Source organism: Nitratidesulfovibrio vulgaris str. Hildenborough, assembly GCF_000195755.1.
Classification (GTDB): Bacteria; Desulfobacterota; Desulfovibrionia; order Desulfovibrionales; family Desulfovibrionaceae; genus Nitratidesulfovibrio; species Nitratidesulfovibrio vulgaris.
The window spans coordinates 2,737,849-2,761,500 of record NC_002937.3; the positions used below are offsets into that span (position 1 = coordinate 2,737,849).

Genomic DNA, 23,652 nt, shown 5'->3' on the forward strand with positions numbered 1-23,652 from the left:
AGACCTTCATGGCAGCAATGCCGGAGGTCTCGCTTTATTTTTTGCGTGCGGGCCTCCGGAAGACTCACTTTCAGGAGTGGCGAAATGACTTTCAGAGAATCCGTTCCGTTCATCGTGGCTATCGCGGCCACCATCCCCGGCATCCTGCTACGCGTCGTCCATCCGGACATCAGTCCCCTGCTCATGGCCTCTCTCACGGGCCTCGCCATTCTCGGGGCGTCGTTCATGCTCATGTGGGCCTGCGAAGTGGCCCAGATGGACATCCCGCAGACTCTGGCCCTAGCCGTGGTCGCACTCATCGCCGTGTTGCCCGAGTACGCCGTGGACATGTACTTCACATGGATGGCGGGGCAACACCCCGAAAGCAACTACGCGCACTATGCCATCGCCAACATGACAGGGGCCAACCGGTTGCTCATCGGCATCGGCTGGAGTGCCATCGCCATCCTCTACGCGCTGCGCTTCCGCAAGGCGGTGCAGCTTGAAGAGGAACGCCGGTCCGAATTGCTGTTCCTCGCACTTGCCACCGCCTACGCGCTGGTCATCCCGCTCAAGGGCACGCTGGAATGGTACGATGGTGTCATTCTCGTCAGCCTCTACGTCTGGTACATCCGCATCGCCTCAAAGCGCCCCTGCACCGACTGCGAGGTAGAAGGCCCGGCGGAAGCCCTCGCCCATCTGCCCCGCAACACGCGCCGTCTCACCACGCTGGGGCTCTTCCTCTTTGCCGCCGGTGTCATCCTCTGCGACGCGGAACTGTTCAGCGAAAGCCTCGTGGCCTCCGGCAAGGTGCTCGGCATCAACGAGTTCCTTCTGGTGCAGTGGCTCGCACCCATCGCGTCCGAAGCGCCGGAGTTCATCGTCGCCATCATGTTCGCCACCCGCGGTCAGGCAAGTCTGGCCCTTGGCAGCCTCATCTCGTCGAAGCTCAACCAGTGGACCTTGCTCGTCGGCATGATACCCGGCGTCTTCGCCGTATCCTCCGGGTCCATCAACCCGCCCATGCCCATGGACGACCACCAGATGCACGAGTTGCTGCTCACCGCCGCACAGTCGCTTTTCGCCGTGGTGCTCCTCGCGCGCATGCGTCTCGGGCTTCGCGGGGCCCTCGTGCTGCTGGCGCTTTTCATCGGCCAGTTCGCGGCACCGCTGTATGAACCCTATGTGGAGAACCTGCTTGGCATCCCCCACATGCCCGACGGGCTGCACATCGTGTACAGCGGCCTCTACATCGCCCTTGCCCTCGGCATGATGCTCTACCGCCCCGGCCGCCTGTTGCAGTTGCGCGAAGGCCTCAAGGTCTGACGCCCTTCACGGTCCTACAGTAAGGTGCGGGGGGAGCAATCCCCCCGCACGGCCATAACCGCCCAGACGCCGACGGCATGACCACCAGCCGACGCCACAACACCTGTTCCACCTCACCCGCCCTCATGCGCACCGCCCCCGAAAGCACGACCGCAGCCGAATCTTCTTGGCAAGGTGCCGGGCACGACACTGGGCAACGCCCACGAGGCACGGCGAGCGCCACCACAACTTTTCAACAATAACAGAATGTTATATTCATTATTGCAAAGACTTGGCGTCATCAGGGCGGCATGATATGGCATGGCAGCGCAGTCATGCGTTACGGAGGTTCCATGCGCCGATTCGTCATCTGCCTCGCCGCCCTTGCGCTTCATGCCATGCTGTGTTTCCCCGACGTACGAGCGTTCGCGCAACCATCGGACCAGCCCGCACAGCCACCGGCCAAAGCGGCCCCCGGACAGGAAGAAGGCAGCTTCAACATCCATGACGAGCGCACCGACATCGACGTCAGCTACCCGACCTTCGACAATGCAGCCGTGACCGCCGACATCCGCCAGTGGGCCCACCACCTTGTCGATGCCTTCCGTGCCGGTATCGAAGAAGAGCAGCCGCTGCCTTTCAAGAGCACGCTCAAGGTCGGCTATACCGTCTCACACCCTTCGGACGTGGCCCTCAGCATCACATTCGACGTGTACACGTATACCGGCGGTGCACACGGCAACCTCGACCTCATCACGCTTTCGTACGACCTGCGCGACGCCCGGCGACTCTCGCTGGAGAACCTTTTCGCCGACCCGGAGACAGCCCTCGCCCGCATGTCCGCCTATGCCTATGCACGCCTCTCTGCCACACTCGGCGACATGCACGTCGAAGACATGCTTCGTAGCGGCACCACCCCTGACGTGGACAACTACGCCAGTATCGCGCTCATCCCCGGCGGTATCCGCATCCACTTCCAGCCGTATCAGGTCGCACCATGGGCAGCCGGTCCCCAGCATGTGGACATGCCCCTTGAAGACCTCGCCGATGCAGAACCCCGCGCCGCCCTCTGGGGACGGTAGCAGCCACCGTATTCCATCATCGCCCTCCATGTTCGCGCGCATCATCACGTCATCGTCCTGCAAGGGTTGCCTCGCCTCCGACTGCCTGCGCGGCTTCGTCATGGCCCTCGCCTTCTGGCTCGTGCTGCTGCATGCGCCCACACACGCCACGGCGAACATGCACCCCGGCTTCAAGACGATGGGGCTATGGCTTCCCGAAACTGACGAGCGCATGGATGTCGCCGTCTGGTATCCGTCCATCCGCGTACCTAGCGAGTTCCGCATCTATGAGTGGACGCTCGAGGTGTCCCGTAACGGCAAACCCGTGCCGGGACGGTTCCCGCTCATCCTTCTTTCGCATGGCACGGGCGGTTCAAGGTTCTCACACCACGACACTGCGGCAGAACTCGCTGCCAATGGTTTCGTCGTGGCGGCCATCACCCATCCCGGTGACAACATCGACGACACATCCGCCCTGTTCACCCTGCGCCAACTGGTGCAGCGCCCCAGACAGGTCAGCCAGCTGCTCGACCACCTGCTGCGCGACCCCGCCATGCTGGAGATGATCGACCCCGGGCGCATCGCAGCCGTCGGCTTCGGCGTGGGTGGAACGACAGCACTCATGCTGGCAGGGGGCATACCTGACGGGGCAGGGTGGACAGACTACTGCGAGAGGGCGTCGCAAGGCGACCCTTATTGCTCGCCGTGGGCCCGTGCGCGGCTTGACGCCCTGCGCGACGACCTCAAGTCGCTCAAGACGCTTCCGGTCCTGCGCGACACTCGCGTCCGCGCGGCCGTCGCCGTCGCCCCCGCCTACGGCATGCTGTTTTCGCGCAGCAGCATGAGCGCGGTGAACATCCCCGTCAGCATCATCAAGGCGGGACAGGACGAGGTCAACCGAGCCCCTTTCCATGCCGACGCCATCCGGAGTGCCCTCACCCCTTCGCCCGAGTTCGCCATTCTCGCCGAGGCTGACCACTTCTCGCTCATGGCCGCCTGCCCCCCTCAGCTGGAAGGGATTCTTCCCGAAGTGTGCGGCGGGGTCTCCCCCGAGACACGAGAGCGCATCCACATGACGCTCAACGGCCACTTGCTGCGTTTTCTCGTGACTCACCTCGGCAACACCCCTGCGTTCTTTCCCGTTGAAGAACCACAGCCCGCGCCGCCCCCCACGCCCGAGGTGCAGCCGGCACAACCGGAAACGCCACCCGCGGTGAACGCCACCAAGGGCAAGCGCGCCAAGCCCCGTCCGAAACCTCGCGCCAATGCCACGCTGCCCTGACATCGCGATTCTCTAGACACACGACCGCAGCTGAGAATGTATAACATGCTAGAATGAAAAATCTTTTTGCCAGACCATCCGCATTGTCCGGCATGGCGGGGCGCACCAGTCGCCCACGGCAGGGCACCCCGCTGACGAAGTCCCACAACACGCTGATTTCTCTCGACAAAAAAACACATTCCACCGCCCTTCCAAGCCGCTTGACATGGAGAAGACGAAGCACTAGATGCTCTCTCGTGGCAAGGTGCCACAAGTGTTCCGCACGAAGGAACGCGCCACTTCATGCAAGATGTCAAGGTAGCAAAGATGTTCAGCAAATGCTGCGGCCAGACCACATTCAGGCCGTCCATGCTTCTTGCTTTCTTTTTCTCGATAATCACCCTCGCCATTCCGGCAGGTGGTCCGGCTGATGCCGTCTCCACCACGAACGGGGCAGCACAGGCAGCCAATGACGTGCCCCCTGTCGTTCACGCTGGCGAAGGATGGCAGGCCATGCCCGCTGGGGGACGCCCTGCCTACATAGGCATCCATGGCGGTACGGTTCCCGTGAGTCTGCTCACCACCCGCGGCGGGGCGACCATGGTCGCTCTCGTTGGGGAGACGGGAAGCGACTTCCTGCGCGTCTTGCGGGGCGGCAACGCCTCTTCGAAGGCCGAAGAGGTACCGCAGCCTCATCTCGTCGCCAGCGCGGCATCCGCCACAGATGCCCGCCCCATGCCCGCCAAGGGTGAACCAGGCCCCATGCCCATAGAGACCGTAGCCGCTCCGATGCCCAACGCGACCATGCTCGTCGCCTCGACATCGTCCGGCAACATCCCGGTCATCTATGCAGCTGGACGCTCCTTCGAACGCATGGACATCGCCCCTTCCGAGTGGACCCCTTTCGGCCTTGGTGATGAGACCGTCAAGAATGACGGTTCTGGTCACAACACACCCAAGATCAAGGCGAAGAAGGCAAAGGCCAAACAGAAGAAGACTGCGGTGCGCAAGCCAGCCCAGACTCGTCAGGCCAGCAAGAACCCGCAGCACAAGGTGCTCCACAACGAAGGCGGCCCGGTGAGCATCACGACCCCTCTGGTGTTGATCAACGCCTAGTCGTCTCTCTCATGCCCCTAACAGCCCCGCACCGCGGGGCTTTTTTTTGGTGTTACGGCGGCAGTCCGCTTCGGGCTCCATGTCCGCGTCCTGTCCGGACATTACCGGCCGAAGCCCCCGCCCTGCCATCCTGACGCCACAGCGGCCCTCCCGCAGGTCGGTCTTGGTAGCCGTGATACACTCAACCGCCCCCCTCACCGCCCTGTACAGGCCTCAAGACACCGTTCCCACGGCATCCTCGCCACGTCTCAGGCAAGGTCCTGCACACCTGATTGCCGGATGCTGACCAGCGTTACACGACAGCATCCGAACCATCCTGCGGGCACGTCATGACCTCGCTGCGACCGGAACGGACCTGCCACCATGCCGTAGCTATGCACGCACGGCAAGGGCACCATCATCCTCGCTAACAAACACGTCAGGAGACGCCATGCGTGTCACAAGAACGGAGGCAGGCAACTGCGCCGACTCCCGCCCGTTACGGACGGCACACTCATGTCAGGGCAACGCCCCTCGCACCTCGACCCGCGCACTATCATGGAGGCACTCGTGAACGGCGCCAACCACGACTGGAGGCTGGACAGAAGCCTCACCCTGCCCGCCATTCTCGCCATCGTCACGGGCATCATAAGCGCCGCGACCCTCGGCGCCACGCTGAAAACACGGATTGAGACCATCGAAGCCCGTACCGCGGCGTTCGATTCCGAGATGCGTGACGCACGCGCCACCAGCCTTCATGTCGCACGCATCGACGCCCGGCTTGAAGCACTTCAGGAAACCATGGCGGCACTCAGGGATGACATGCGGCAACTGCGCAAAGGCATGACCGGAGACGGCAGATGAAGCAGCGCGCACCGAACCTTCGGGCACGGCAGGAAGACTTCGTGGCGGCAGTACGGTCGGGGCTTTCACCCGAGAAGGCGGCGTTACAGGCAGGCTACGCACCCGCCACGGCAAGGAGGACGGGCCACAGGCTCATGCAGTCTCCTGCCATACGGAGTGCACTCGCAGAATCAGGGGTGGAGGCTGCCCCCCCGGAACACGGCACGCCCGACGTCTCACCTGAACAGGTCGTACAGGAGCTTGCCGCCATCGGTTTCGGTGTCCTCTCCGACGTCTGCTCGTGGTCGGCCGAAGGTATCCGCCTGCACGACTCCACACGGCTTACACGGGCACAGGCATCCATGATCGCCGAAATCCGCGAAGCGTCGTCCGGCAAGGGAGGAGTGCACGTCAAACTGCACTCGAAACTCAAGGCACTGGAAATGCTCGGTCGTCACTTCGGCATGTTCGGCGGGGCGGCGAATGAAGGCGGGGCGACCGTACCCATGATTCCCGAAGAACTGAGACAGCGCATCGACTCGATGTATGCAGGGTACGGTTCCGAAGATGCAGGGCATTTCGGCACGTCCGACGAAGAGACGGATACCGGCGAATCACTGGCAGACAGGGGGGTATACGGCGCGCTGCCATGAAGCGGATGCACGCCGCAGGAAGATGCAAGCGCCATCGTCCCGGCATTCCAGAAGACTCGAAGGGCCGAGGCGTCGGCCCTTCGAAAATCATGGTCGTCACAGACAGGAGGCACTAGCATCTGTATGATGAAGTGAACCCGCCGCAGCCTCGTCGCGGCAGCGGCTTTGTTGTTCAGGAGGCAAGACGATGTACGACAAGTCATTGGAAAAAGAGGAAGCCTGTTGTTCATGCGGACGCTACAACGACCTGCAAGACAACGAACGGGCCCGGGAACTCCACCATGTCGAAGACAGGCTGCTCTGCTTCGACTGCTTCCGTCGGCATGGGCCGTTGTTACGCGGCACTCTCGGAGAAGAGCGCGTTCTGAGCCTCATCGAGAACTGGTACGGCTAACCCTGCGCACCTGCGATTCTGCACGTTATTCCGATCTGCGCCTCAACGCCTCTGCCCCCCCTGCACCGTACCTTGCGAACGAGGGACACACCGTAGCCCCACAGGTTCTCCCGGGCTTGTAAGACCGCAGGTACAGTGCACCAGCTGCTCGCTTCCGTCCGGCAACCGAAGAAGTCCGTCGATCTCCACCTGTTCCCGAAGATAGAGCCCGTCCACGACTTCACCACGCTCGACAAGCCGCGCGTTCTCGTCGTTGTAGAGTGTCAGCGACACAGGTGCACCGTACATGCTGGCCAGTTCAAGCTGGGCATAGGCAGAGCATGCCGCGAGCCTGTCTTCGGGAACGCGGGCCTCGACTTGCGTCGGCCATGCGGCCAGACAGAACGCGAAGGTTGCCGCCAGCGACGCCAACCGCTTCATCCCCGTCCTCCTCATTTGCAGATTCCGGACTCACGCGCCGACTCCATCCCGGTGCAGTCTCCCTTGGAGCAGCCCTTGGCGAAATCGGCGCAGGCTCCCGCCGTGTCATCCTGCTGCAGACGTACCGCCGCCCTGAAGTTCCACGCCCGATGATAGCCGGAATCGAGTTCCAGAGCATGGTCGAGGTCTTTGCGGGCACCGATGAGATTGCCCATTCGCATGGAAACCAGCCCCCGGTAGGTGTAGGCCTCGACACCGGGCTTGAGGCGAAGCGCCTTGGTGAGGTCTTCGAAGGCCTCTTCGTACCGGCCCATCTCACTGTAGGCCAGTCCCCGCCGCTGGTAGGCGGCCGCATAATCGGGTTGCACGGCTATGGCACGGTCGAGGTAGGCCACCGCCTGTACGGGGTCGGAGCACACTTCGCTGTTCCCCCACAGGACGCGGGCAAGGGCGTAGTTCTTCTCCGCCTCGGGCGCGACGTTCCCCGACAGGCCCATCGGGTTGACAGGGGCAAGCGGTGCCTCGTGGGCGGCACAGCCTCCAAGAACGAACAATGTACAACAGAGCAGACAGCGCAGGACAAAGGGCATCCGCAACCTCCATGAATATGCGTCGACCCTGAACACAGTGCGGCGGCATGGTCAAGCACCCATCAGTATTGTTATTGGATATAGACCATGCTATTCATGTCGCATGGACACGACACACACGCCTCACCTCACCGGGAATACACTCGATACGGCGTTGCGCCACCTTGAATCATCTGCGGGCCCTCGCCCCAGACTCTGTGCGGCCATGCTCCCTTGGGCCACAGGCGCTGAAGGACACCGGGCCGCAGCATGGCTGCCTGCGTGGTTCATGCCGCACTTTCACGACGCACTGTGCTCCCTTCCACGCGAAGAAGCACTCTTCGCACTCTTCGAGGATATGGCCCTCCTCGCGCGGGCACATGCCGTATCATGTCGACCGGAGATGATACCGGAACCGCTTGCCGCTGTAATGACCGCTTTCGAGGCAGACGGCGAATGGCACCCGAACGACGGTACGCTGGTGAGCGAATGGTACTGGCTGCGCCTGCCTGCCATCGGCATGGCATCGCGCCTCGGTGCCGACGTGGGGCTGTTCGGGACATCCGGCCAGCCCTTTGCGGCCCACGGGATGCAGACGACCGAAGGCTGACCCGCCGCCGTCTACCCTCGCATGAGGGGCTTGCCCATCTGGACGCCGCCCGCACCTGCGCCTATTGTCATGATTCCACGGAGGAACCATGCAAGCCGCGTCCATCCGCTTTCACGTCCATATCGTGCTCGTTGCCCTCATGCTCACGGCATGGGGCTGCGCGCCTCGCGTCAAGGCCGATGTCCTTGCCGTATCCGCCCCCGGCTACACCGTCTCCGGGCAGACATGCATCGTCCTGCCCGGACCGGGCATGGCTGGCATTCCGCCCTCTCTCTTCGCAGAGGCGAGTGGAAGGGTGCGAGCGGCCCTCGCAGGCAAGGGGTTCAGACCCGTCGAGAACGAGAACGAGGCAGAGATGGCCGTCAGGGTCTCATGGGCCACGCACGGCCCCTACGAGACACGCGAACCCCTCCGCCCCACGCCTTCGTTGTCCAGCCCGTTCGGCTGGGCGCGCCAGATGTCCGGGGCGTACGGCAGGGCAGGCTACGGCGGATTCGGTGTGGGGTATGGCGAGGGCTGGACCATCAAGAACGTCTATCAGCATGAACTCGTCCTCGAAGCACGTCGCCGCAGCCAGACCAAGCCCGACATCCCCCCGACTGCGACCGACACACCCGCCAGTCCGGAGGCGACGTCGCAGTCCCCCGACTACACCCGTCCCCCGTATGCCCCGCCGTTGCCCGTGCCCAATCTGACACCGGCAAGCAGGGGGCGCACGCCGGTCACCCCCCTTCCCCCTGCCGGGTCCGCTTCAGGAACGGTTTCAGGAACAGACGAGGCAGGCCTTGCCCCGTTCGGCGGTGAGGTCCTCTGGCGGGTCGTCGTCAGCAGCGACAGCCAGCGGTCGGCCATCGACCCCATCCTGCCGCACCTCATCAGCGCAGCGGCCCGCTGGATGGGCATCAGCACCAGCACTCGTGTGACCATCGACGAAGAGCTCAATGTCACGCCGCGGGGCGACTGAACGCGACACAAAAGGCGGGAGTGAATCCCGCCTTTCTGCATGACGCCCTCAGTGGCACGGCTGGCAGCCTTCGACGATCGTCCCGTCCGGCGCAACCGCACGGAAGGACCGTTCACACACGGTGTGCGAGCACCAGCCTGACAGGGTTTTTCGACCGCCTTTTGGCCGTCGAAGCATGGAAAAGGCGGGACGACCCCCGCCTTTCCCAGATTCGCCGGGCGTCATGAAGCGCCAGAGGCGCTAGCCCCGCTCTCGGCCGAACCACTTTCGCACGCTCTCCGGGTCGGCCCGGTACTTCCCGTCGGAACAGCGTCGCGCCGGAAACCCTTCGTCACGTATCCAGCGCTTGACGGCTATCTGCCCTGCACCCACTGCGCCGCAGATGGCATCAAGCCCCACAAGGATCACAGGTTCCCTCCCGGCCGCACCCGGCCGGCAGGAGCGCATGGGCGACGGATAGCCCCCCCTGTCATTGCGCCCGTAGTGTGCTGCCATATGGCGGTTCGCCTCTTCCCTCGTTCCTTCACGATAGTCCATGCTTCACGCCTCCTCCTTGAACAGCCCTACTGTACCCAATCCGTCGCACCGCCCACCGCACCATCGGCCCCGTCCTGCCGCCACATCCCAACGGAGGCGGCCGTAGCCGGGGCGGTCTGCCCGTCTCCTCCACCGGCAGGATACAGACCCAGCACCATTCGTGCGCGAACACGCCCGGGTGGGCACGCGCACAGCACCCCCTCGACCCGTACCGTGCCTCCTGCATGCACGATATGGGTACAACGGGACTCAAGTCCGGCATCAAGCACGATGGCATGATAGCCAGCCCCTTCATCCTGCCCCGAGGTTTCAAGCATGAACATGGCCTCCCCTCCACCGGTACGGGTGTATCCGGTCGCAACCGTCACAACACGCCCGACCAGCGTCACGCTGTTCATCTCCATGACCTCCTTCTGACTTTTCGCATCGCAGCTGTCTTCACGCATGCCTCCGCAGTCTGGCATCAGAATCCGAGCACAGTATCCGGTATCCTGTAGAAATCGCGGTCATACCTGTCAGGGGGAATGGCCCCTGACGCCCACGGGTCGTCGAACAGGGCCCCCCGGCCGGAGGCACGGGCATGCGCCGCCTCGCAGGACGGCGAACAGCACGAGTCCTGCATGGAAGCTGGCGTGAAGGGCCGGCCGCACACCTTGCAGGTGCGTGTCACGAATCCCGCGGCATGCGCCGACCTGCCCGCGCAACTGCGTGAACAGAATCGCCGCCGCGGACGGGCGGAGGGAAAGGGCCGCCCGCAATAGGCGCAATGCGCCTCGACGGTCTCTTGCGCCCTGTGTGCCGCCATGCACTGGCGAGAGCAATAGACACCGCGTCCGGCGGCCAGACGCGCGGGGCGCACATCGAAGTTCCTCCCACAATGCCTGCATGTTACGAGCGACATGCCCCACCCCCTTCATAGTACCGGTTGCACGCCTCCAGCGCACGCATACGCGCCCGGACACGTTCCTGTGTCGGGTCCTCATGTTCTGCATAGACTGCGTAATAAAGGCCCAGCAGGCGTCGATGTTCTCCGACCTCGATGTGCATCATACCGGCAACGTCCCTGCCGGTCTCGCCCGCGTCACAGCGCAGGCCTTCCCCCCATCCAGTCTCGTCATGTCTCCCACGGTATTCCATATGCTTTCCGTTTGCGCCCGCAGGCGGTAACAGGTCGAACGTCTCGACGCGTCGTCCGCACACGTATTTCACATTTCGCACACAAACGTCAAGATACAGGTCTTGCTATGGGATTTTGTCTGGACAACTACACAAAATGTGGTACTTTCCGCACATGAACCAGCACGAAGCCACCGTCACCGACGGCGACGAGCTCCAGCAGTTCATCGCCGAGGCCATAGCCCTCGTCGGGGGAGTGCGTGCGCTCGCCTCCATTGCAGGTGTGAGCGAGCGCACCGTCTATGCATGGAAGAACGGCGAGCGATTCCCCAGTCGCACGAACCTGAACCGACTCTCGGAGCATCTGGAGCACCTTTCACGACAGGGCTATTCGCCCAGTGCACCGCAACCGCACTGGCGGGCCCTGCGTGAGCGGATGCCCGGTTCCTATGCCCCACAGCAACCCGACGACACGGACCGCCTCACCGAGGAGTTCGTCTTCGTCGACAAGGCGGAGGCGCGTCCCAGTGCCGGGGGCGGGTCGCTCGAAACAAGCGCCCGCGCCGAGACCCGCTATGCGTTCAGACTGGATTGGGTTCTGCAGAAGACGCCCACTTCCGAGGGGTTGCGCATGATGGAAGTGGCAGGGCGCTCCATGGAGAACACCCTGCACAATGGCGACCTCGTCCTTGTCAACGAGCGCGATGTGCACCTTGTGGAAGACAGGGTCTATGTGGTGAGGGTGCACGACGAAATCTACGTCAAACGGTTCGCGCGCACCCCCGGCTGCTATCACTTCAGGGGCGACAACCGTGAGCTGGCCTATCAGGACATCTCTATCGACCCGCGCGACGAGAACCTCGACTGGGAGGTCATCGGGCGCGTACTCTGGGCAGGCAAGGAGTTGTGACCGGCCCGTCGACCTGCCCTGACTTTTTCGCACATTTTGTGCAATACCTCCCTGACATCCATTCCCGGAGGATTGTACATGCACAGCACACCGTCCGCAGCCTTCCCGCTGCCTGCCGCTGACGCTTCCCTGGCGCCCTTCGTCATCCGCATCGTCGACATCCATGGTCAGGTGGACTATGAGCCCTGCGCCTCGGCAGACGATGCCTGTCGCTGGGCGACAGACGCCAGCACCGATACCGACGCCGATGCCGCGATTTACAGACTCTGGCACGTCGAACGGCCATGAACACCGTTGCCAATCGCCATGCCGGGGCATAGCATGACCCGCAGAGGAGAAGCGGCAGCCTGCTGCACCGTGTACGGCCCGACAGACCGGTCTGCAGCACGGCAAGGCCCCGCCAGACACGGCGCTGAGGCTGCCGTCGACCAGTTGGAACGCGGGGCCCTGCACAACCACCGAAGGAGTACACATCGTGAACCGGCGACGCATTGCCCTGCTGCTACCGCGGCTTGGACGCTACGGCGGCGTGGAACAGTTCGCATGGCACCTTGCAGAGGCACTGGCCCAGCGAGGACACGAAGTGGATTTCATCTGCGCCCGCAAGGAGGGCGAAGCCCCGGCGGGAGTCCGGCCCGTGGTGGTCGGGCGGAAAGGCGGGCTCAAGGTCCTGAAGGCCCTGCACTATCTGGTGCAGGCCGAACGGATGCGCCGACGAGGCGACTACGACCTCACGGTGAGCTTCGGCAAGACGTGGGAACAGGACATCCTGCGCGTGGGTGGCGGCCCCCTCTCCACATTCTGGCAACTCTCCGGCGAGGCATGGCCCAAAGGGCCGCGGCGCACGCTCAAGTGCCTCACACGCCATCTCAGCCCCTACAACTGGCTCACTCATATCATCGAGCGCCGCCAGTATGACGGGCACTGCAAGATCATATGCGTCTCCGACGCCGTGCGCGGATGGACGCTTCAGGCCTTTCCGTCCCTGGCGGCGACACCGCCCGAGGTCATCTACAACCGTCCGCAGCTGGAACGGTTCACTCCCGCGCCGGATACCGGGCGTGCCGCCTGTCGCGAGCGGTTCAGCATCCCCGCAGGGCACGTCGCCATCGGCACGGCGAGCTCGAACTTCATCCTCAAGGGCGTCGGTCACCTCATCCATGCCCTGAGCCTCTTGCCGCCCCACTTCATGCTGCTGGTGGCCGGCGGCCGCAATCCGGGGCCCTTCATGGATGTCGCGCGAAAGCTTGGCGTGTCGGACAGGGTCCGCTTCCTCGGCCGTGTCGACGACATGCCCGCGTTCTACAACGCCATCGACGTGTTCGCGCTGAACACCTTCTATGACGCCTGCTCCAACGCTGTGCTCGAAGCCCTCGCCTGTGGCACGCCTGCATTGTCCACCACGCGCAACGGTTCAAGCCGTTTCCTCCCCGAAGCATGGGTGACCGATGCGCCCGACGACCCGGCAGACCTCGCGGCCCGCCTTGCAGCCCTTGCCAGCGAGGAACGGACGGAGGGCTTCGCATGGCCCGAAGACGTGAAAGCCGGAATACCGGCATGGGTGGAACGGATAGAGCGTGAGATGGAGTCCGGCATCCGACGCGGATGACCTGCCTGCGCCGGGCCCCGCCGCCCGGTGCCGTAACGGCCCCTGCGCCGCACCCTCTGCGCGTCGCCGTGTCGCCCTCGCCAGCGTAGCCGGCACGGCGGGACAACGGGACGGATAACGCTTCAGCGCGCGTTGGCGGTCACGTCCGGGTAGGACTCGCGTACCAGCACCACGGCCTCGTCGACAGCCAGCCCGTAGCGCAACTGCGGTGAAGTCGTCCCTGCCGTTCGCCCCTGCGAAACCTCGGCAGGTTCAGGCACGACACGGGCCCACACCCCGGCCCCACGGCTGCCTTCCCCCCCACGGGCCCTGCGGTCTGCACCAGCACCGGAGCGCGAGGGGGAGACCCCCCCGTCGTCCGCTTGCACGGGACCTTGAGCGACGGGAACACCGGGCACCACCGCAAACCGGGAGTTCGCGGACGTTTCCGCGGACAGGCGCCCGCCAGGGCCGTCTTCGAGAGACACCACCCGCCCACGTATTTCCCCCTTGATACCCTCAAGCCTGACGCTGCACACCATCCCCTTGCGTATGGACGCCTCACGCCCCAGCGGAACACGTCCGACGACCCAGAGGTCGGCGGCATTCGACGAGGCTATTTCCAGCAACGGCTGGCCCGCAGCCACCGCGCCCCCCTCGCGTACAAGGGTCCGGGTCACGATGCCCGCCACATCGGCGCGGATGATATGCACCACCGGGCGCATCTCTGCACCGGGCGAAGTGGCCACGGCCATCTGTCGCCCCTCCCGCAGGGAACGCCACGCACCTTCTGCCTCGGCACGCAGGTTCGAGGCATCTTCTGCCGATTTGCGGGCGGCGTCGTAGGCCTTTCGCGCCTCGCGCTCATCGCGTTCGGCCCTTTGAAGAGCGGCATACGAAACCGAGGCATCGGCGCGCATCCCACGCAACACGACAAGGGCGCGGGCGTGTTCTGTGGACCGGAGTTCAAGCTGCCGCCTCACCCCCTCTTCCACCTTCGACGCAGCCTGCCATGCCGCATGTGCCTCGCGTTCACGCATCTCATGGCTGGCACCGGCGGCATGGGGCATGGCATCCGCCCCCACTCCCGCGGGCACGGCAAGCCGAAGCAACTCGTCGCCCGCGGCCACGACATCGCCCTCGCGAACACGCAACGGCCCGACGACCGACGCGGCCGGCGCGTCGACGACACGCACCACACCTGCCACACGGGGTTCTTCAAGCACCACGCGCCCCATGTCATGATAGTGCCATACACCTGCCGCCAACGCTGCGATGCAGACACCGGCAGCCAGAAGATTCGCGATTCTCATGCATCCGTCCGGGGAGGAAGATTATGCCGCCCACACGGCAACACAACTGGCGGATGCACGGTTCATGCCCGCTCTTCCGCGTCGCACGGGGGGAGTTCCACCATGACCCCCAGCAACCCCTCTTCGCCCTCCGAACTCACGAAGGGTCGCTTCGACACCCGGAATCGCCTCTCCAGCCCGTCGCCGCAGACAATGCGCACATCCATGCTCTGCACACCGCCATCACGCCAGAGAAGCTCTTCGCCACGACGCATCTCCTCAAGGTAGATGGGCAGATACACTCCCGGAAAATCCTCGGGCCGCTTGCCCGCCACCTCGGCAATGTCGACACCCAGAACCAGTTCGGCGAAGTTGTCGTTGCAGTCGATGAACGCCCCCTCCCTGTTACGGAAGAAGATGGGGCACGGGACGGCGTTCATGAGCGACCGCAAGAATTCGAGGCGATGCCTCGCCTTGCCCTCCACCTCGCGACGCATGTCTATCTCTTCACGATAGGCGGCGTTGAGGCGTGTGAGCTCGAGGGTACGCTCCTGGACCCTGTCCTCAAGACGGGACGTATGGGCCTCGAGGTTGCCCATGAGCCGGTTGAAATCATCGGCGAGGCGGCCCACCTCGTCCTGCCCCTCCGGCACGAAGCGCACGGCAAGATCGCCCTCCGCCCCTCGCCGGACGGCATGGGCCAGCCTTCGCAGGGGGCCGAGGGCAGCCGCCACGCACCACCAGCCCAGAAGCGCAAGCATGACCCCGCCCCCCGTCACAGCCACCATCGTCACGTTGCGCAACTCGAGTACCGGAGCCTGCAACTCGTCCATGTAGCCCGATGCGACCACGATCCAGTCATATTCGGGCATGTAGGTGAACGCAGCCACCTTCTCGCGGAAGCTGCCATCACCGGGGTTCTTCCATGTATAACGGATTCGCCCTTCACGCCGTTCGAGCATCTCCTGCACGAAACGTCGCCCCGAACCGTCGCGCCAATCCTGCCCAGTGTGCTCGTCCCGCCATGGGTGGATGAGCAGTTCACCTCCCCCGGTGAGCATGTAGGCGTAGCCTGTCTCGCCGATGCGGAACGAAAGCACCGTGTCCTTGAAGGCATTGATATCCACAAGATCCCGGAATTCATCACGGTACGCCGATGCGCTGATGATCCAGTCCCATGGCTCGTAACGGACCATGTACAAGGCCTTGGGACGCCGCCGACTTTCGCCGGGATTGCGCCATTCATACTGTATATAGCCGCTTTGCCGGCGCAACTGTTCCTGGACGAACGTGTAGTTTGATAGATTCTGCCCCACCAGCGGCACCTGCGGATGCACCTGCATGACGCCGGTCGACCCGATGACATAGACATAGCCTGATGTTCCCACACGAAGTGCCAGCAACATCCGCGCGGCCTGCGCCTTGGCCTCTTCCTCGCTCATGCGGCCGGTGCGCGCGAGTGCCCCGTAGGTGGAGACGATGTCGAGGGCCTTCTCGGAAACGGCCCGGAGGTAACTCGTCACGGAAAGGTCGGCCGCAAGTCGCACCACGGTCTGGATACTCTGTGCCGTATCCTCGACACGCGACTGCACCTCCCTGTCCATGACGCGACGCATGCCCATGTAGCTGTAGGTTGCCGTGCCCGCCACTGCCAGCAGAAAGACGGCCAGAAATCCGACGAAGAGCCTGCCGCGTATGCCTGAGAACATGGGGTACACTCCATTGCGTTCAGAATGTACCCCATTGTGACAGATAGCGGTCGATGAAGGAAGTGCGGCGCGAAAAGCCGGTGGCCCCCGGCCGCTTCGGCCTCAGGGATTCAAACAGAAGAAACGTGCAAGGGCACAGGTGGCAGGCACGCCCGCAATACGACATCAGGCATCGCGACGGGCTGCCATCTGGCGCAAGCGGGCCGCCAGCCAGAGGACATCGCCAGGGGTCACGGCAGAGAGGCCCGGCGTGACGACGATGACGGGCAACACCTCGCCCTGCGTCGTCAGACACTCAAGGCGGGACGGGCCGAGTATCGGCATCGCCACCCGGAAGCCTTCAACATCATCGAACTCCCGCTCCCAGAGCGTATGCTTCCGGTCGAAGAGCCTCTCGCCCGCCTGCAGCAGTCGCCCGCGCACGGCAAGCCAGCCTCCCCCGAAGACCCCGCGCAAAAGGCGCCCCATGACCACATAGGTAAAGAAGCCTCCGACGAAGACCATGACAAGACCTTCGACAAAGCCGCCTGCAAGCATCAGCGACAAACCGTAGCCCACAACGCACAGAAGCGCACCGCTGACAAAAGCCATCAGACCCAATGCCGCACCTCCGGGCGAGACCGACCATTGCCAGCTTCGCCCTCTGGCGTCCTGCGCCAATGCAGACCCCGGAGAAGGTTCCCGGGGCACCCCGGGACATGCCGCCACGGTTCCGTCGCCGACGGCCTCCCCCCCTGCCGCAGCCGTCTTCCCCGGAGGCGTCCCGGATGAGGGCCCTCCACCGGCCTCGAACGGAAGCCCCATATGTGCCGCAAGCGACTCGCCAAGACGGGTCAGCGGTTCCTGCCGCGAACCACGGTCGAGCCCTATCCAGCCACCATCGCACAAGACCAGCGCAAGTTCACAGTGCCTCCCGCCCCGTCCGACACGCATGGTGCGCAACGCCGCGACCTCGCACAGGGGCACCTGCGCCACGTCGGCCCTTCTGCGGCCAAGCAGATAGACAGCCCCTTCAATGGCATCGAAGACAACGTCGCGCATCCGTGCCCGCAACAGGCCGACCACAAGCAGCAGCATCAGCGACGCGACAAGCAGAAAGACACCGCCAAGGGCGTCTTCCCCCATGACAAGCCCCGCCCCGGCAAGACACATCGACGACAGAAGCAACGCCATGCCCGGGGCCGCCTTGTATTCGGGGCCGGGCACCAGCCGCATCACCCCTGCGGAATCTTGCGATACGCGCATGAAACCCATTGCTCCTCCCGATTCGTCCCTTGCGGGATGTCACACGCTTTTCATCGTCAGGACATGACAGCACGGCATTACAACCGCCCTGCATCATGCCGTTTTTCTATCCGTCTTGCTAGCCCGAGACGTGCGGACAGCCAACTCCGGGGCTTTACAAGTCGCCCTGTGGACCCTATCCATGCACCTCACGCGGCAACTGCCGCAACCAGATGAAAGGAGCCTTTTCCCATGCATCAGTATGTACCCAAGGGCGTATGTGCCAAACAGATAAGCTTCTCCATCGAAGACGGCCTTCTCCACGATGTGCGCTTCGCCGGTGGCTGTCCCGGCAACCTTGAAGGCATTTCGCGTCTGCTTGAGGGAATGCCCGTGGAGGCTGTCATCGAAAAGTTCTCCGGCATCACCTGCGGCAACAAGCCGACCTCGTGCCCCGACCAGCTTGCGAAGATACTCGCGCAGGTCGAAGCCGGAGAACAGCCCACCCGCCCGGCGCAGCCCGTCTCGTTTGGCCTGCGCCCCCTCGGCCTCTAGTCTCTTCCTGCCTCCTGGGCCTAGACAGACGTGACATACGCGGCCCTGCCCTGTGACCGGGGCGGGCCGCGTTTCTGTGTGCCACCCGCCATCGGCCTACGATGCCTCGTTTCGCGAAACCCCGTCGTGGCGACGTGCTGACGCCCTCATGCCTGACCAGCCCCGGTACGGACGCGACCAAGCCCCCCGGGATGACGCGCCGGCACGACAGGACACCCCCGGATACCGTTGACACCCGCAGCGCGCAGACATAAGACGCGAATGACCCCGCCGCAGAAGTCCCGGCACCCGTCCGGCACTGCGGCAACGCGCATCCACGCGTCTGTCAGGTGTCCCCATCGAGGAGTACGAAATGCCTTCCTGCCTCCACTGCCGCACCATCCGGGTCGCGGCCCTCTGCCTGTTGCTGCTTCTCAACGCCTGTGTGGCCGACATGAGCGGCCCCGAACGCCATCTCGAGACATCCGCACCTGCGCGTGTGTATGACGACAGCACTCCGGTGCAGGTGTTCGACGCCTATACGCTCTCCACCTTCATGGGCCGCCACGCCGAGGCCTGCGCGAAGGCGGGGCTCACGCCCGCACAGCTCAAGAGTGCCGAACAACAGACCTTCGCCGCCGGTGACTGGCGTCCCGACGACTATGGTCAGGCACTGCGGCAACGGCTCGACCTGCGCTCGTTCCCCTCATTGCTGACCGGCTTCACCAACGACTCGCAACGCACACATCTCGCTCCGTCGTGGCAGACCGTCCAACTCGACAAGACGGCCTACACCGGGCGGACAGACGACCTCGAATGCACCTATGTGGTGTTCGCCACCGCCGACTGGAACGGCAACGGGGTGCGCGACTGGCTCGTCCTGCATACGCAGCAGTCGCCGCACGACCGTACCCTGCGCCTGGCCTTCTGGCTCGTCATCACCGACCCGCAGCCCAAGGGCGGCCTGTTGCAGGCACAGTTGCTCGCCATCGACGAATATGAAGGACTGGCAGCCCGTTCCATCCCCGCCGGGGAAGCTCGCGACTACGTGGCGGGCATCCTCAACGACCGCATCCTGCCTGCGGCCGGGCGTCCTGCCTCGGCCCCCCGGTAAGCCTCTCAACGGAGCCATCCCATGCGCACAACGCATCGCATAGCCATCATGCTGCTTTCCCTCGTCCTGTCGGGCTGCGCCATGCAGCAGCCCGTCGAGGTGCTTCGCCCCGACGAGTTCTCCACCATGGCAACCCGCCTGCGCACCGAACTCGTCCGACGCGGACTCCTCGACGAGAACGGGGCCTATGAACCGGGCCTGCCCATGAACAGCCACGGCGAATACCGCCCGGCCTCGTTCGGCGAAGAACTCTACAAGCGCCTCTCCACCCGTTTCAGGATGCCCGACGCCGCCACCGGCGGCCTCACCCCCGAGACATTCGCCGCCTCGGCCTCGCCGCGCGACGATGTCCGTATCGGCAAGGGCGGCTTCGTCATGGCGCAGGGGATGGATATCATCACCGTCTCCATCATCGCCGTCACGGACTGGAACGGCGACGGGGTCAACGACTGGCTCCTTGTCTGCCGGGTGAAGCCCCTGCTGGGCAACGGCCCGCGCGACTACTACCTTGCGGTCGACAACGTCACGGCCGAAGGGGTACTGCAACCCAAGATCATCGCCATCTACGACTGTCAGGACGGCACTTGCGTCCTAGTCACCGGCAAGGCGCGCAAGGATGTTCTCGGCTTCGACCCGGAACACCCCTATGTGGACGCCACCCCCGGCGACCAGGTGACGCTGCCGCCCGGCAGCCCCGCCCCGACCGGGGGCGTGCACGAGGACAGGCGAGTCGAAGAGCAGTCGCTCGCCAACTGACCGTACGACACTCGTGTGGCGCATTCTCCGGGGTGCGCCACACCGCGTTCATGCAAGGAGCAATCATGGGCAAGGACTACGCCACCGACATGCACACGGCCGAACACGTCCTCAACGGGGTCATGGTCGCCACCTTCGGCTGCGGACGCTGCTTCAGTGCCCACATCAACCCCAAGAAGTCCAAATGCGACTACCACTTCGACGGGGTGTTCAGCGATGCCGAGGCGCGCCTCGTCGAAGAGAGGGTCAACGCCATCCTGCAAAGCGGGCAACCTGTCGTCGAGACCTTCCTCTCGCGCGAAGAGGCGGCCGTCCGCTTCGACCTGACCCGCCTTCCCGCCGATGCGGGCGAGACCGTGCGTGTCATCTCCGTAGGTGAGCATGACGCCTGCCCGTGCATCGGCCCCCACGTGGCGAACACGCTCGAAGTGGGAACACTTCGCATCATCTCGCACGACCTGAACGACGGTGTATTGCGACTGCGCTTCAGACTCGACGCGGCTTCATAGCCCCCTCCCTCGCCCCTGCCGCTGTGCATCGGCGACCTGCCGTCTCGGCCGTCCACAGGGGTGTGAACGTCTATGGCGGTCGCACGCATTCCGCCGCCCTTCTTGACACCGTGCCGATGCGTCCTACTTGAAACCCGCAAGGGGTTCGCCCAAGGGCCCCAAGGACAAGGAGGAACACGCATGGCAACAGCACCCGCCTCGCACGCCTTCCGCACCGAAGTGCGGAAGATGCTGCACATCATCACCCACTCGCTCTACACCAACCGCGAGATATTCCTGCGCGAACTGGTCTCCAACGCCTCGGACGCACTCGACAAGCTGCGCTTCATCCGCAGCCGCGGCGATGCCGTCGTCGCCCCCGACCTCGCTCCCGGTATCGACATCTCCGTCGACAAGGAGGCACGCATCCTGACCATCGCCGATACCGGTGTCGGCATGACCAGACAGGAACTGATGGACAACCTCGGCACCATCGCCCGCTCAGGTTCGGAGCAGTTCGTCGCCGACCTCGCCGCGGCGGAGAACGCGAAGGATGCGGACGCGGCATCCATCATCGGTCGCTTCGGCGTGGGCTTCTACGCGGTCTTCATGGTCGCCGACCGGGTTGAGGTCACCTCGCGTTCATACATCGAAGGCGAAGCCGCGCACACATGGACGTCTGACGGGCTTGGGGAGTTCACCGTCGAAGAAGCCACGGGCGACATCCCGCAACGCGGCACCGTCATCAAGGCCCACCTGCGTGAGGATGCCGCGGAGTTCCTCGAAAAGTACCGTATCGAGGGCATCCTCCGTAAGCACTCGCAGTTCATCTCCTTCCCCATCCGGGTCGACGGCGAACAGGTCAACACCACGCCCGCCCTGTGGCGCGAGCCCAAGTTCTCCATCACCGACGAACAGTACGCCGACTTCTACAAGCATCTCACCTTCGACACCGAAGCGCCCCTTCGCACCCTGCATGTCAGTGTCGACGCTCCAGTGCAGTTCACAGGACTCGTCTTCGTACCACCGCACGGGCAGGAGGTGTTCTCCATGGGACGCGACCGGTGGGGGCTCGACCTCTACGTACGGCGTGTACTCATCCAGCGAGAGAACAAGGACCTGCTTCCGGAGTATCTCGGCTTCCTCAAGGGCATCGTCGACACCGAAGACCTTCCCCTCAACATCTCACGCGAGACGCTGCAAGAGAACGTCGTGGTGCGCAAGATAGGGCAGACGCTGACAAAGCAGGTGCTTGCAGACCTCGCCCGACTCGCCGCCGACGACGCAGAGGCCTATGCCACCTTCTGGCGGCAGCATGGCAAGGTGTTCAAGCTGGGCTACAGCGACTACGCCAACCGCGAGAAGTTCGCGCCGCTGCTGCGTTTCAACTCGTCGCATCATGACGACGCGCAAGGCCTCACATCGCTGGACGACTATATCTCCCGCGCCCGTGAAGGGCAGAAGGAGATATGGTACATCGCCGCGCCGGGGCGTGAAGCGGCCCGACTCGACCCGCGGGTGGAAGTCTTCCGCCGCAAGGGGCTTGAGGTCCTCTATCTCCTCGAACCCATCGACGAGTTCGTTCTGGAGACCCTTGACAGCTACAGCGATTTCTCGTTCAAGGCCGTCGAACACGCCGATGGAGAGAAGCTGGCCCAATTCGAGGATACCGGCCCGGCAAGGGACGTGACCCCGCTCACCGAAGACGAAGACGCCGCCTTCGCGAGACTCATCGAACGCATGAAGGCGCTTCTCGGTGATGCCGTCGAAGACGTACGCATCTCTCACCGCCTTGCCGACAGCCCTGCGTGCCTCGTACAACCCGGTGGTGCCTCCACGTCGTCCATGGACAGGCTTCTGCGGGTGCTGCACAAGGACGAGTCGGTGCCGCGCAAGGTGTTCGAGGTCAACCGCGACCATCCCATCCTGCGCAACCTGCTCAAGGTCTTCACCAGCGACGCATCCGACCCGCTTGTGGAAGACACGACCCGACAGTTGTTCGCCACCAGCCTCATGCTTGACGGCTACCTCAAGGACCCGCATGAACTTGCGGCCATGATGCATCGACTCATGGAGAAGTCCGGAGACTGGTACAAGGCGGTACGGGGCCTCTAACCTCTGTTCCTGACCCGTCATCCATCACGAAACGGCCCCGGTATAGAACCGGGGCCGTTTTCGCTCACATGCCGATGACCAAAAGGAAGCGGAGGCTACTGCCTCCGCGACATGACGCACACACGCCAAGCGAACCATGCCACTCGGCGAATGTCTATGGGTGCATGGGCCGGGGCAGGCAGTGGCCCCATGTTCCGGTCGTTTCATGGTCCTTCAGGTTCGTGACGACCCGAAGCAGCCTGCGGTCTGACAGGGCGAAAGCCCTGCGTCATGCGTCATGCCTCATGCCTCAAGGAAGGGGCGGCCCTGCCTTCGGCAAAACGGGGTGTGCTCCCCGAAAATCAAGACACCGTAAGGGCCCGGCGTTCGCATGGATGCTCGCCACGTAAGGGGCAGGCTCAAGGATGGGGCATCATGTCCGTACCCCAGCGGGCCATTCGCCTGCCAGAGTCCACATAGTGGTTGCGGATGGTGCTTTCGATGAACACCGGGTCGCGTGTGAGCATGGCCTCGAGTACGACCTTGTGACGCCGGAGAACCTCTTCAGGGGTGAATGCCGTGCGCCAGTAACGGAACAGCAGGAATTTGGAGATGCCCTGACAGGCGCGACGCGAAAGTTCGACCAGAAGCTGGTTGTCCGTGCGCGAAAAGATGACGTCGTGGAAGGCCGTGTCGAGTGTCGCAAGTTCGTCCATGTCACCATCACGGGCCACACAGTCTGCCATGCTGTCGACAACGGCCTTGAGTCTGGCGAAGTCGTCATCCGTAAACATGTGGATGGTGGAGGCAGCCGCAGCCCCTTCCAGCACACCACCCGTGAAATAGCTGTTGCGTATCTCTTTCGATGTCAACGTGGCGATGGACTTGCCGCGCTGTGGTGTGGAAACGATGAGGCCTTCCTGTACGAGGAGTTGTAACGCTTCACGGATGGGCGCACGGCTGATTGAAAGGCGCGAGGCGAGAAGCACTTCGTTGACCTTGTCACCCGGTGCGAATTCGCCAGCGAGGATGCGCTCCTTGATATATTCGGTAATCTGGTGCGAATAGGTCTGTTTGGTGATGCCCTGCATGCGTTCCTCTGTGCTGTTGTTCTTCGTGCTGATATCGGCACACCA

The 23,652-nt window shown here is 63.8% G+C and carries 25 protein-coding genes; 17 read left to right on the forward strand and 8 right to left on the reverse strand.

Annotation, left to right across the window (positions count from 1 at the left end; all coding sequences use genetic code 11):
* Positions 1 to 84 precede the first annotated feature (84 nt).
* From DVU_RS12275 to DVU_RS12305, 7 genes are all read left to right on the forward strand, one after another.
* Positions 85 to 1,305: a sodium:calcium antiporter gene (locus DVU_RS12275; RefSeq protein WP_010939886.1), complete on the forward strand. Its 1,221-nt coding sequence runs from the start codon at positions 85 to 87 to the stop codon at positions 1,303 to 1,305.
* 332 nt (positions 1,306 to 1,637) lie between these two features.
* Positions 1,638 to 2,366 carry a DUF3298 and DUF4163 domain-containing protein gene (locus DVU_RS12280; RefSeq protein WP_010939888.1) on the forward strand — a complete coding sequence of 243 codons (729 nt, stop codon included), beginning with the start codon at positions 1,638 to 1,640 and terminating at the stop codon, positions 2,364 to 2,366.
* A 28-nt stretch (positions 2,367 to 2,394) separates the two neighbouring features.
* Positions 2,395 to 3,627 (forward strand): alpha/beta hydrolase family protein, encoded by a 1,233-nt coding sequence (locus DVU_RS12285; RefSeq protein WP_014524537.1) that lies wholly within the window; start codon positions 2,395 to 2,397, stop codon positions 3,625 to 3,627.
* A 282-nt stretch (positions 3,628 to 3,909) separates the two neighbouring features.
* Positions 3,910 to 4,722, forward strand: a complete 813-nt coding sequence (locus DVU_RS12290) for a hypothetical protein (RefSeq protein ID WP_010939890.1) — start codon at positions 3,910 to 3,912, stop codon at positions 4,720 to 4,722.
* A 495-nt stretch (positions 4,723 to 5,217) separates the two neighbouring features.
* Complete coding sequence (locus DVU_RS12295; protein WP_010939892.1) at positions 5,218 to 5,565, forward strand: hypothetical protein; 348 nt, start codon at positions 5,218 to 5,220, stop codon at positions 5,563 to 5,565.
* A complete protein-coding gene (locus DVU_RS12300; protein WP_014524538.1) occupies positions 5,562 to 6,197 on the forward strand; it encodes a terminase small subunit in 636 nt (211 codons plus the stop codon). The genes DVU_RS12295 and DVU_RS12300 overlap by 4 nt, the downstream gene beginning before the upstream one ends.
* A 187-nt stretch (positions 6,198 to 6,384) precedes the next feature.
* Positions 6,385 to 6,591, forward strand: coding sequence for a hypothetical protein (locus DVU_RS12305; protein ID WP_010939895.1), 207 nt, complete (start codon positions 6,385 to 6,387; stop codon positions 6,589 to 6,591).
* A 42-nt stretch (positions 6,592 to 6,633) separates the two neighbouring features.
* Here the strand turns inward: DVU_RS12305 and DVU_RS12310 are convergent, their stop codons facing one another.
* Both DVU_RS12310 and DVU_RS12315 read right to left on the reverse strand, forming a co-directional pair.
* Positions 6,634 to 7,011: a hypothetical protein gene (locus tag DVU_RS12310; RefSeq protein ID WP_010939896.1), complete on the reverse strand. Its 378-nt coding sequence runs from the start codon at positions 7,009 to 7,011 to the stop codon at positions 6,634 to 6,636.
* Positions 7,012 to 7,022: 11 nt separating this feature from the next.
* Positions 7,023 to 7,601: a tetratricopeptide repeat protein gene (locus DVU_RS12315; protein WP_010939897.1), complete on the reverse strand. Its 579-nt coding sequence runs from the start codon at positions 7,599 to 7,601 to the stop codon at positions 7,023 to 7,025.
* 103 nt (positions 7,602 to 7,704) lie between these two features.
* On the opposite strand from DVU_RS12315, the gene DVU_RS12320 reads away from it, so the two are divergent.
* Positions 7,705 to 8,190, forward strand: a complete 486-nt coding sequence (locus tag DVU_RS12320; RefSeq protein ID WP_223295102.1) for a hypothetical protein — start codon at positions 7,705 to 7,707, stop codon at positions 8,188 to 8,190.
* A gap of 88 nt (positions 8,191 to 8,278) precedes the next feature.
* Entirely contained in the window at positions 8,279 to 9,154 is an 876-nt protein-coding gene (locus DVU_RS12325) for a lipoprotein (protein WP_010939899.1), read from the forward strand.
* Positions 9,155 to 9,394: 240 nt separating this feature from the next.
* Here the strand turns inward: DVU_RS12325 and DVU_RS12330 are convergent, their stop codons facing one another.
* Positions 9,395 to 9,691 (reverse strand): hypothetical protein, encoded by a 297-nt coding sequence (locus DVU_RS12330; RefSeq protein ID WP_011791730.1) that lies wholly within the window; start codon positions 9,689 to 9,691, stop codon positions 9,395 to 9,397.
* A 26-nt stretch (positions 9,692 to 9,717) separates the two neighbouring features.
* Positions 9,718 to 10,137: a hypothetical protein gene (locus DVU_RS12335; RefSeq protein WP_223294653.1), complete on the reverse strand. Its 420-nt coding sequence runs from the start codon at positions 10,135 to 10,137 to the stop codon at positions 9,718 to 9,720.
* Positions 10,138 to 10,982: 845 nt separating this feature from the next.
* Between DVU_RS12335 and DVU_RS12345 the strand changes: the two genes are divergently transcribed.
* The 3 genes from DVU_RS12345 (at position 10,983) to DVU_RS12355 (ending at position 13,326) form a co-directional block, all read left to right on the forward strand.
* Positions 10,983 to 11,717 carry a S24 family peptidase gene (locus DVU_RS12345; protein ID WP_011791726.1) on the forward strand — a complete coding sequence of 245 codons (735 nt, stop codon included), beginning with the start codon at positions 10,983 to 10,985 and terminating at the stop codon, positions 11,715 to 11,717.
* Positions 11,718 to 11,795: 78 nt separating this feature from the next.
* On the forward strand, positions 11,796 to 12,005 hold the full coding sequence (locus DVU_RS12350; RefSeq protein ID WP_014524541.1) for a hypothetical protein: 210 nt from the start codon (positions 11,796 to 11,798) through the stop codon (positions 12,003 to 12,005).
* Positions 12,006 to 12,192: 187 nt separating this feature from the next.
* A complete protein-coding gene (locus DVU_RS12355) occupies positions 12,193 to 13,326 on the forward strand; it encodes a glycosyltransferase family 4 protein (RefSeq protein ID WP_010939904.1) in 1,134 nt (377 codons plus the stop codon).
* Positions 13,327 to 13,448: 122 nt separating this feature from the next.
* Here DVU_RS12355 and DVU_RS12360 read toward each other — a convergent pair whose 3' ends face one another.
* From DVU_RS12360 to DVU_RS12370, 3 genes are all read right to left on the reverse strand, one after another.
* Positions 13,449 to 14,618: an HlyD family secretion protein gene (locus DVU_RS12360; protein ID WP_010939905.1), complete on the reverse strand. Its 1,170-nt coding sequence runs from the start codon at positions 14,616 to 14,618 to the stop codon at positions 13,449 to 13,451.
* 62 nt (positions 14,619 to 14,680) lie between these two features.
* Positions 14,681 to 16,306, reverse strand: coding sequence for a cache domain-containing protein (locus DVU_RS12365; protein ID WP_014524542.1), 1,626 nt, complete (start codon positions 16,304 to 16,306; stop codon positions 14,681 to 14,683).
* A gap of 165 nt (positions 16,307 to 16,471) precedes the next feature.
* Positions 16,472 to 17,551, reverse strand: a complete 1,080-nt coding sequence (locus tag DVU_RS12370; protein ID WP_223295103.1) for a hypothetical protein — start codon at positions 17,549 to 17,551, stop codon at positions 16,472 to 16,474.
* 231 nt (positions 17,552 to 17,782) lie between these two features.
* On the opposite strand from DVU_RS12370, the gene DVU_RS12375 reads away from it, so the two are divergent.
* The 5 genes from DVU_RS12375 (at position 17,783) to htpG (ending at position 22,537) form a co-directional block, all read left to right on the forward strand.
* Positions 17,783 to 18,085, forward strand: a complete 303-nt coding sequence (locus DVU_RS12375) for a TIGR03905 family TSCPD domain-containing protein (RefSeq protein WP_010939908.1) — start codon at positions 17,783 to 17,785, stop codon at positions 18,083 to 18,085.
* A gap of 352 nt (positions 18,086 to 18,437) precedes the next feature.
* On the forward strand, positions 18,438 to 19,178 hold the full coding sequence (locus DVU_RS12380; protein ID WP_010939909.1) for a hypothetical protein: 741 nt from the start codon (positions 18,438 to 18,440) through the stop codon (positions 19,176 to 19,178).
* 21 nt (positions 19,179 to 19,199) lie between these two features.
* A complete protein-coding gene (locus DVU_RS12385) occupies positions 19,200 to 19,934 on the forward strand; it encodes a lipoprotein (protein WP_010939910.1) in 735 nt (244 codons plus the stop codon).
* Positions 19,935 to 19,999: 65 nt separating this feature from the next.
* Entirely contained in the window at positions 20,000 to 20,443 is a 444-nt protein-coding gene (locus tag DVU_RS12390) for an alanyl-tRNA editing protein (RefSeq protein WP_010939911.1), read from the forward strand.
* 180 nt (positions 20,444 to 20,623) lie between these two features.
* Entirely contained in the window at positions 20,624 to 22,537 is a 1,914-nt protein-coding gene (gene htpG / locus DVU_RS12395; RefSeq protein ID WP_010939912.1) for a molecular chaperone HtpG, read from the forward strand.
* Positions 22,538 to 22,935: 398 nt separating this feature from the next.
* On the opposite strand, the gene DVU_RS12400 is transcribed toward htpG, so the two are convergent.
* Positions 22,936 to 23,607: a GntR family transcriptional regulator gene (locus tag DVU_RS12400; protein WP_010939913.1), complete on the reverse strand. Its 672-nt coding sequence runs from the start codon at positions 23,605 to 23,607 to the stop codon at positions 22,936 to 22,938.
* Positions 23,608 to 23,652: the final 45 nt, after the last annotated feature.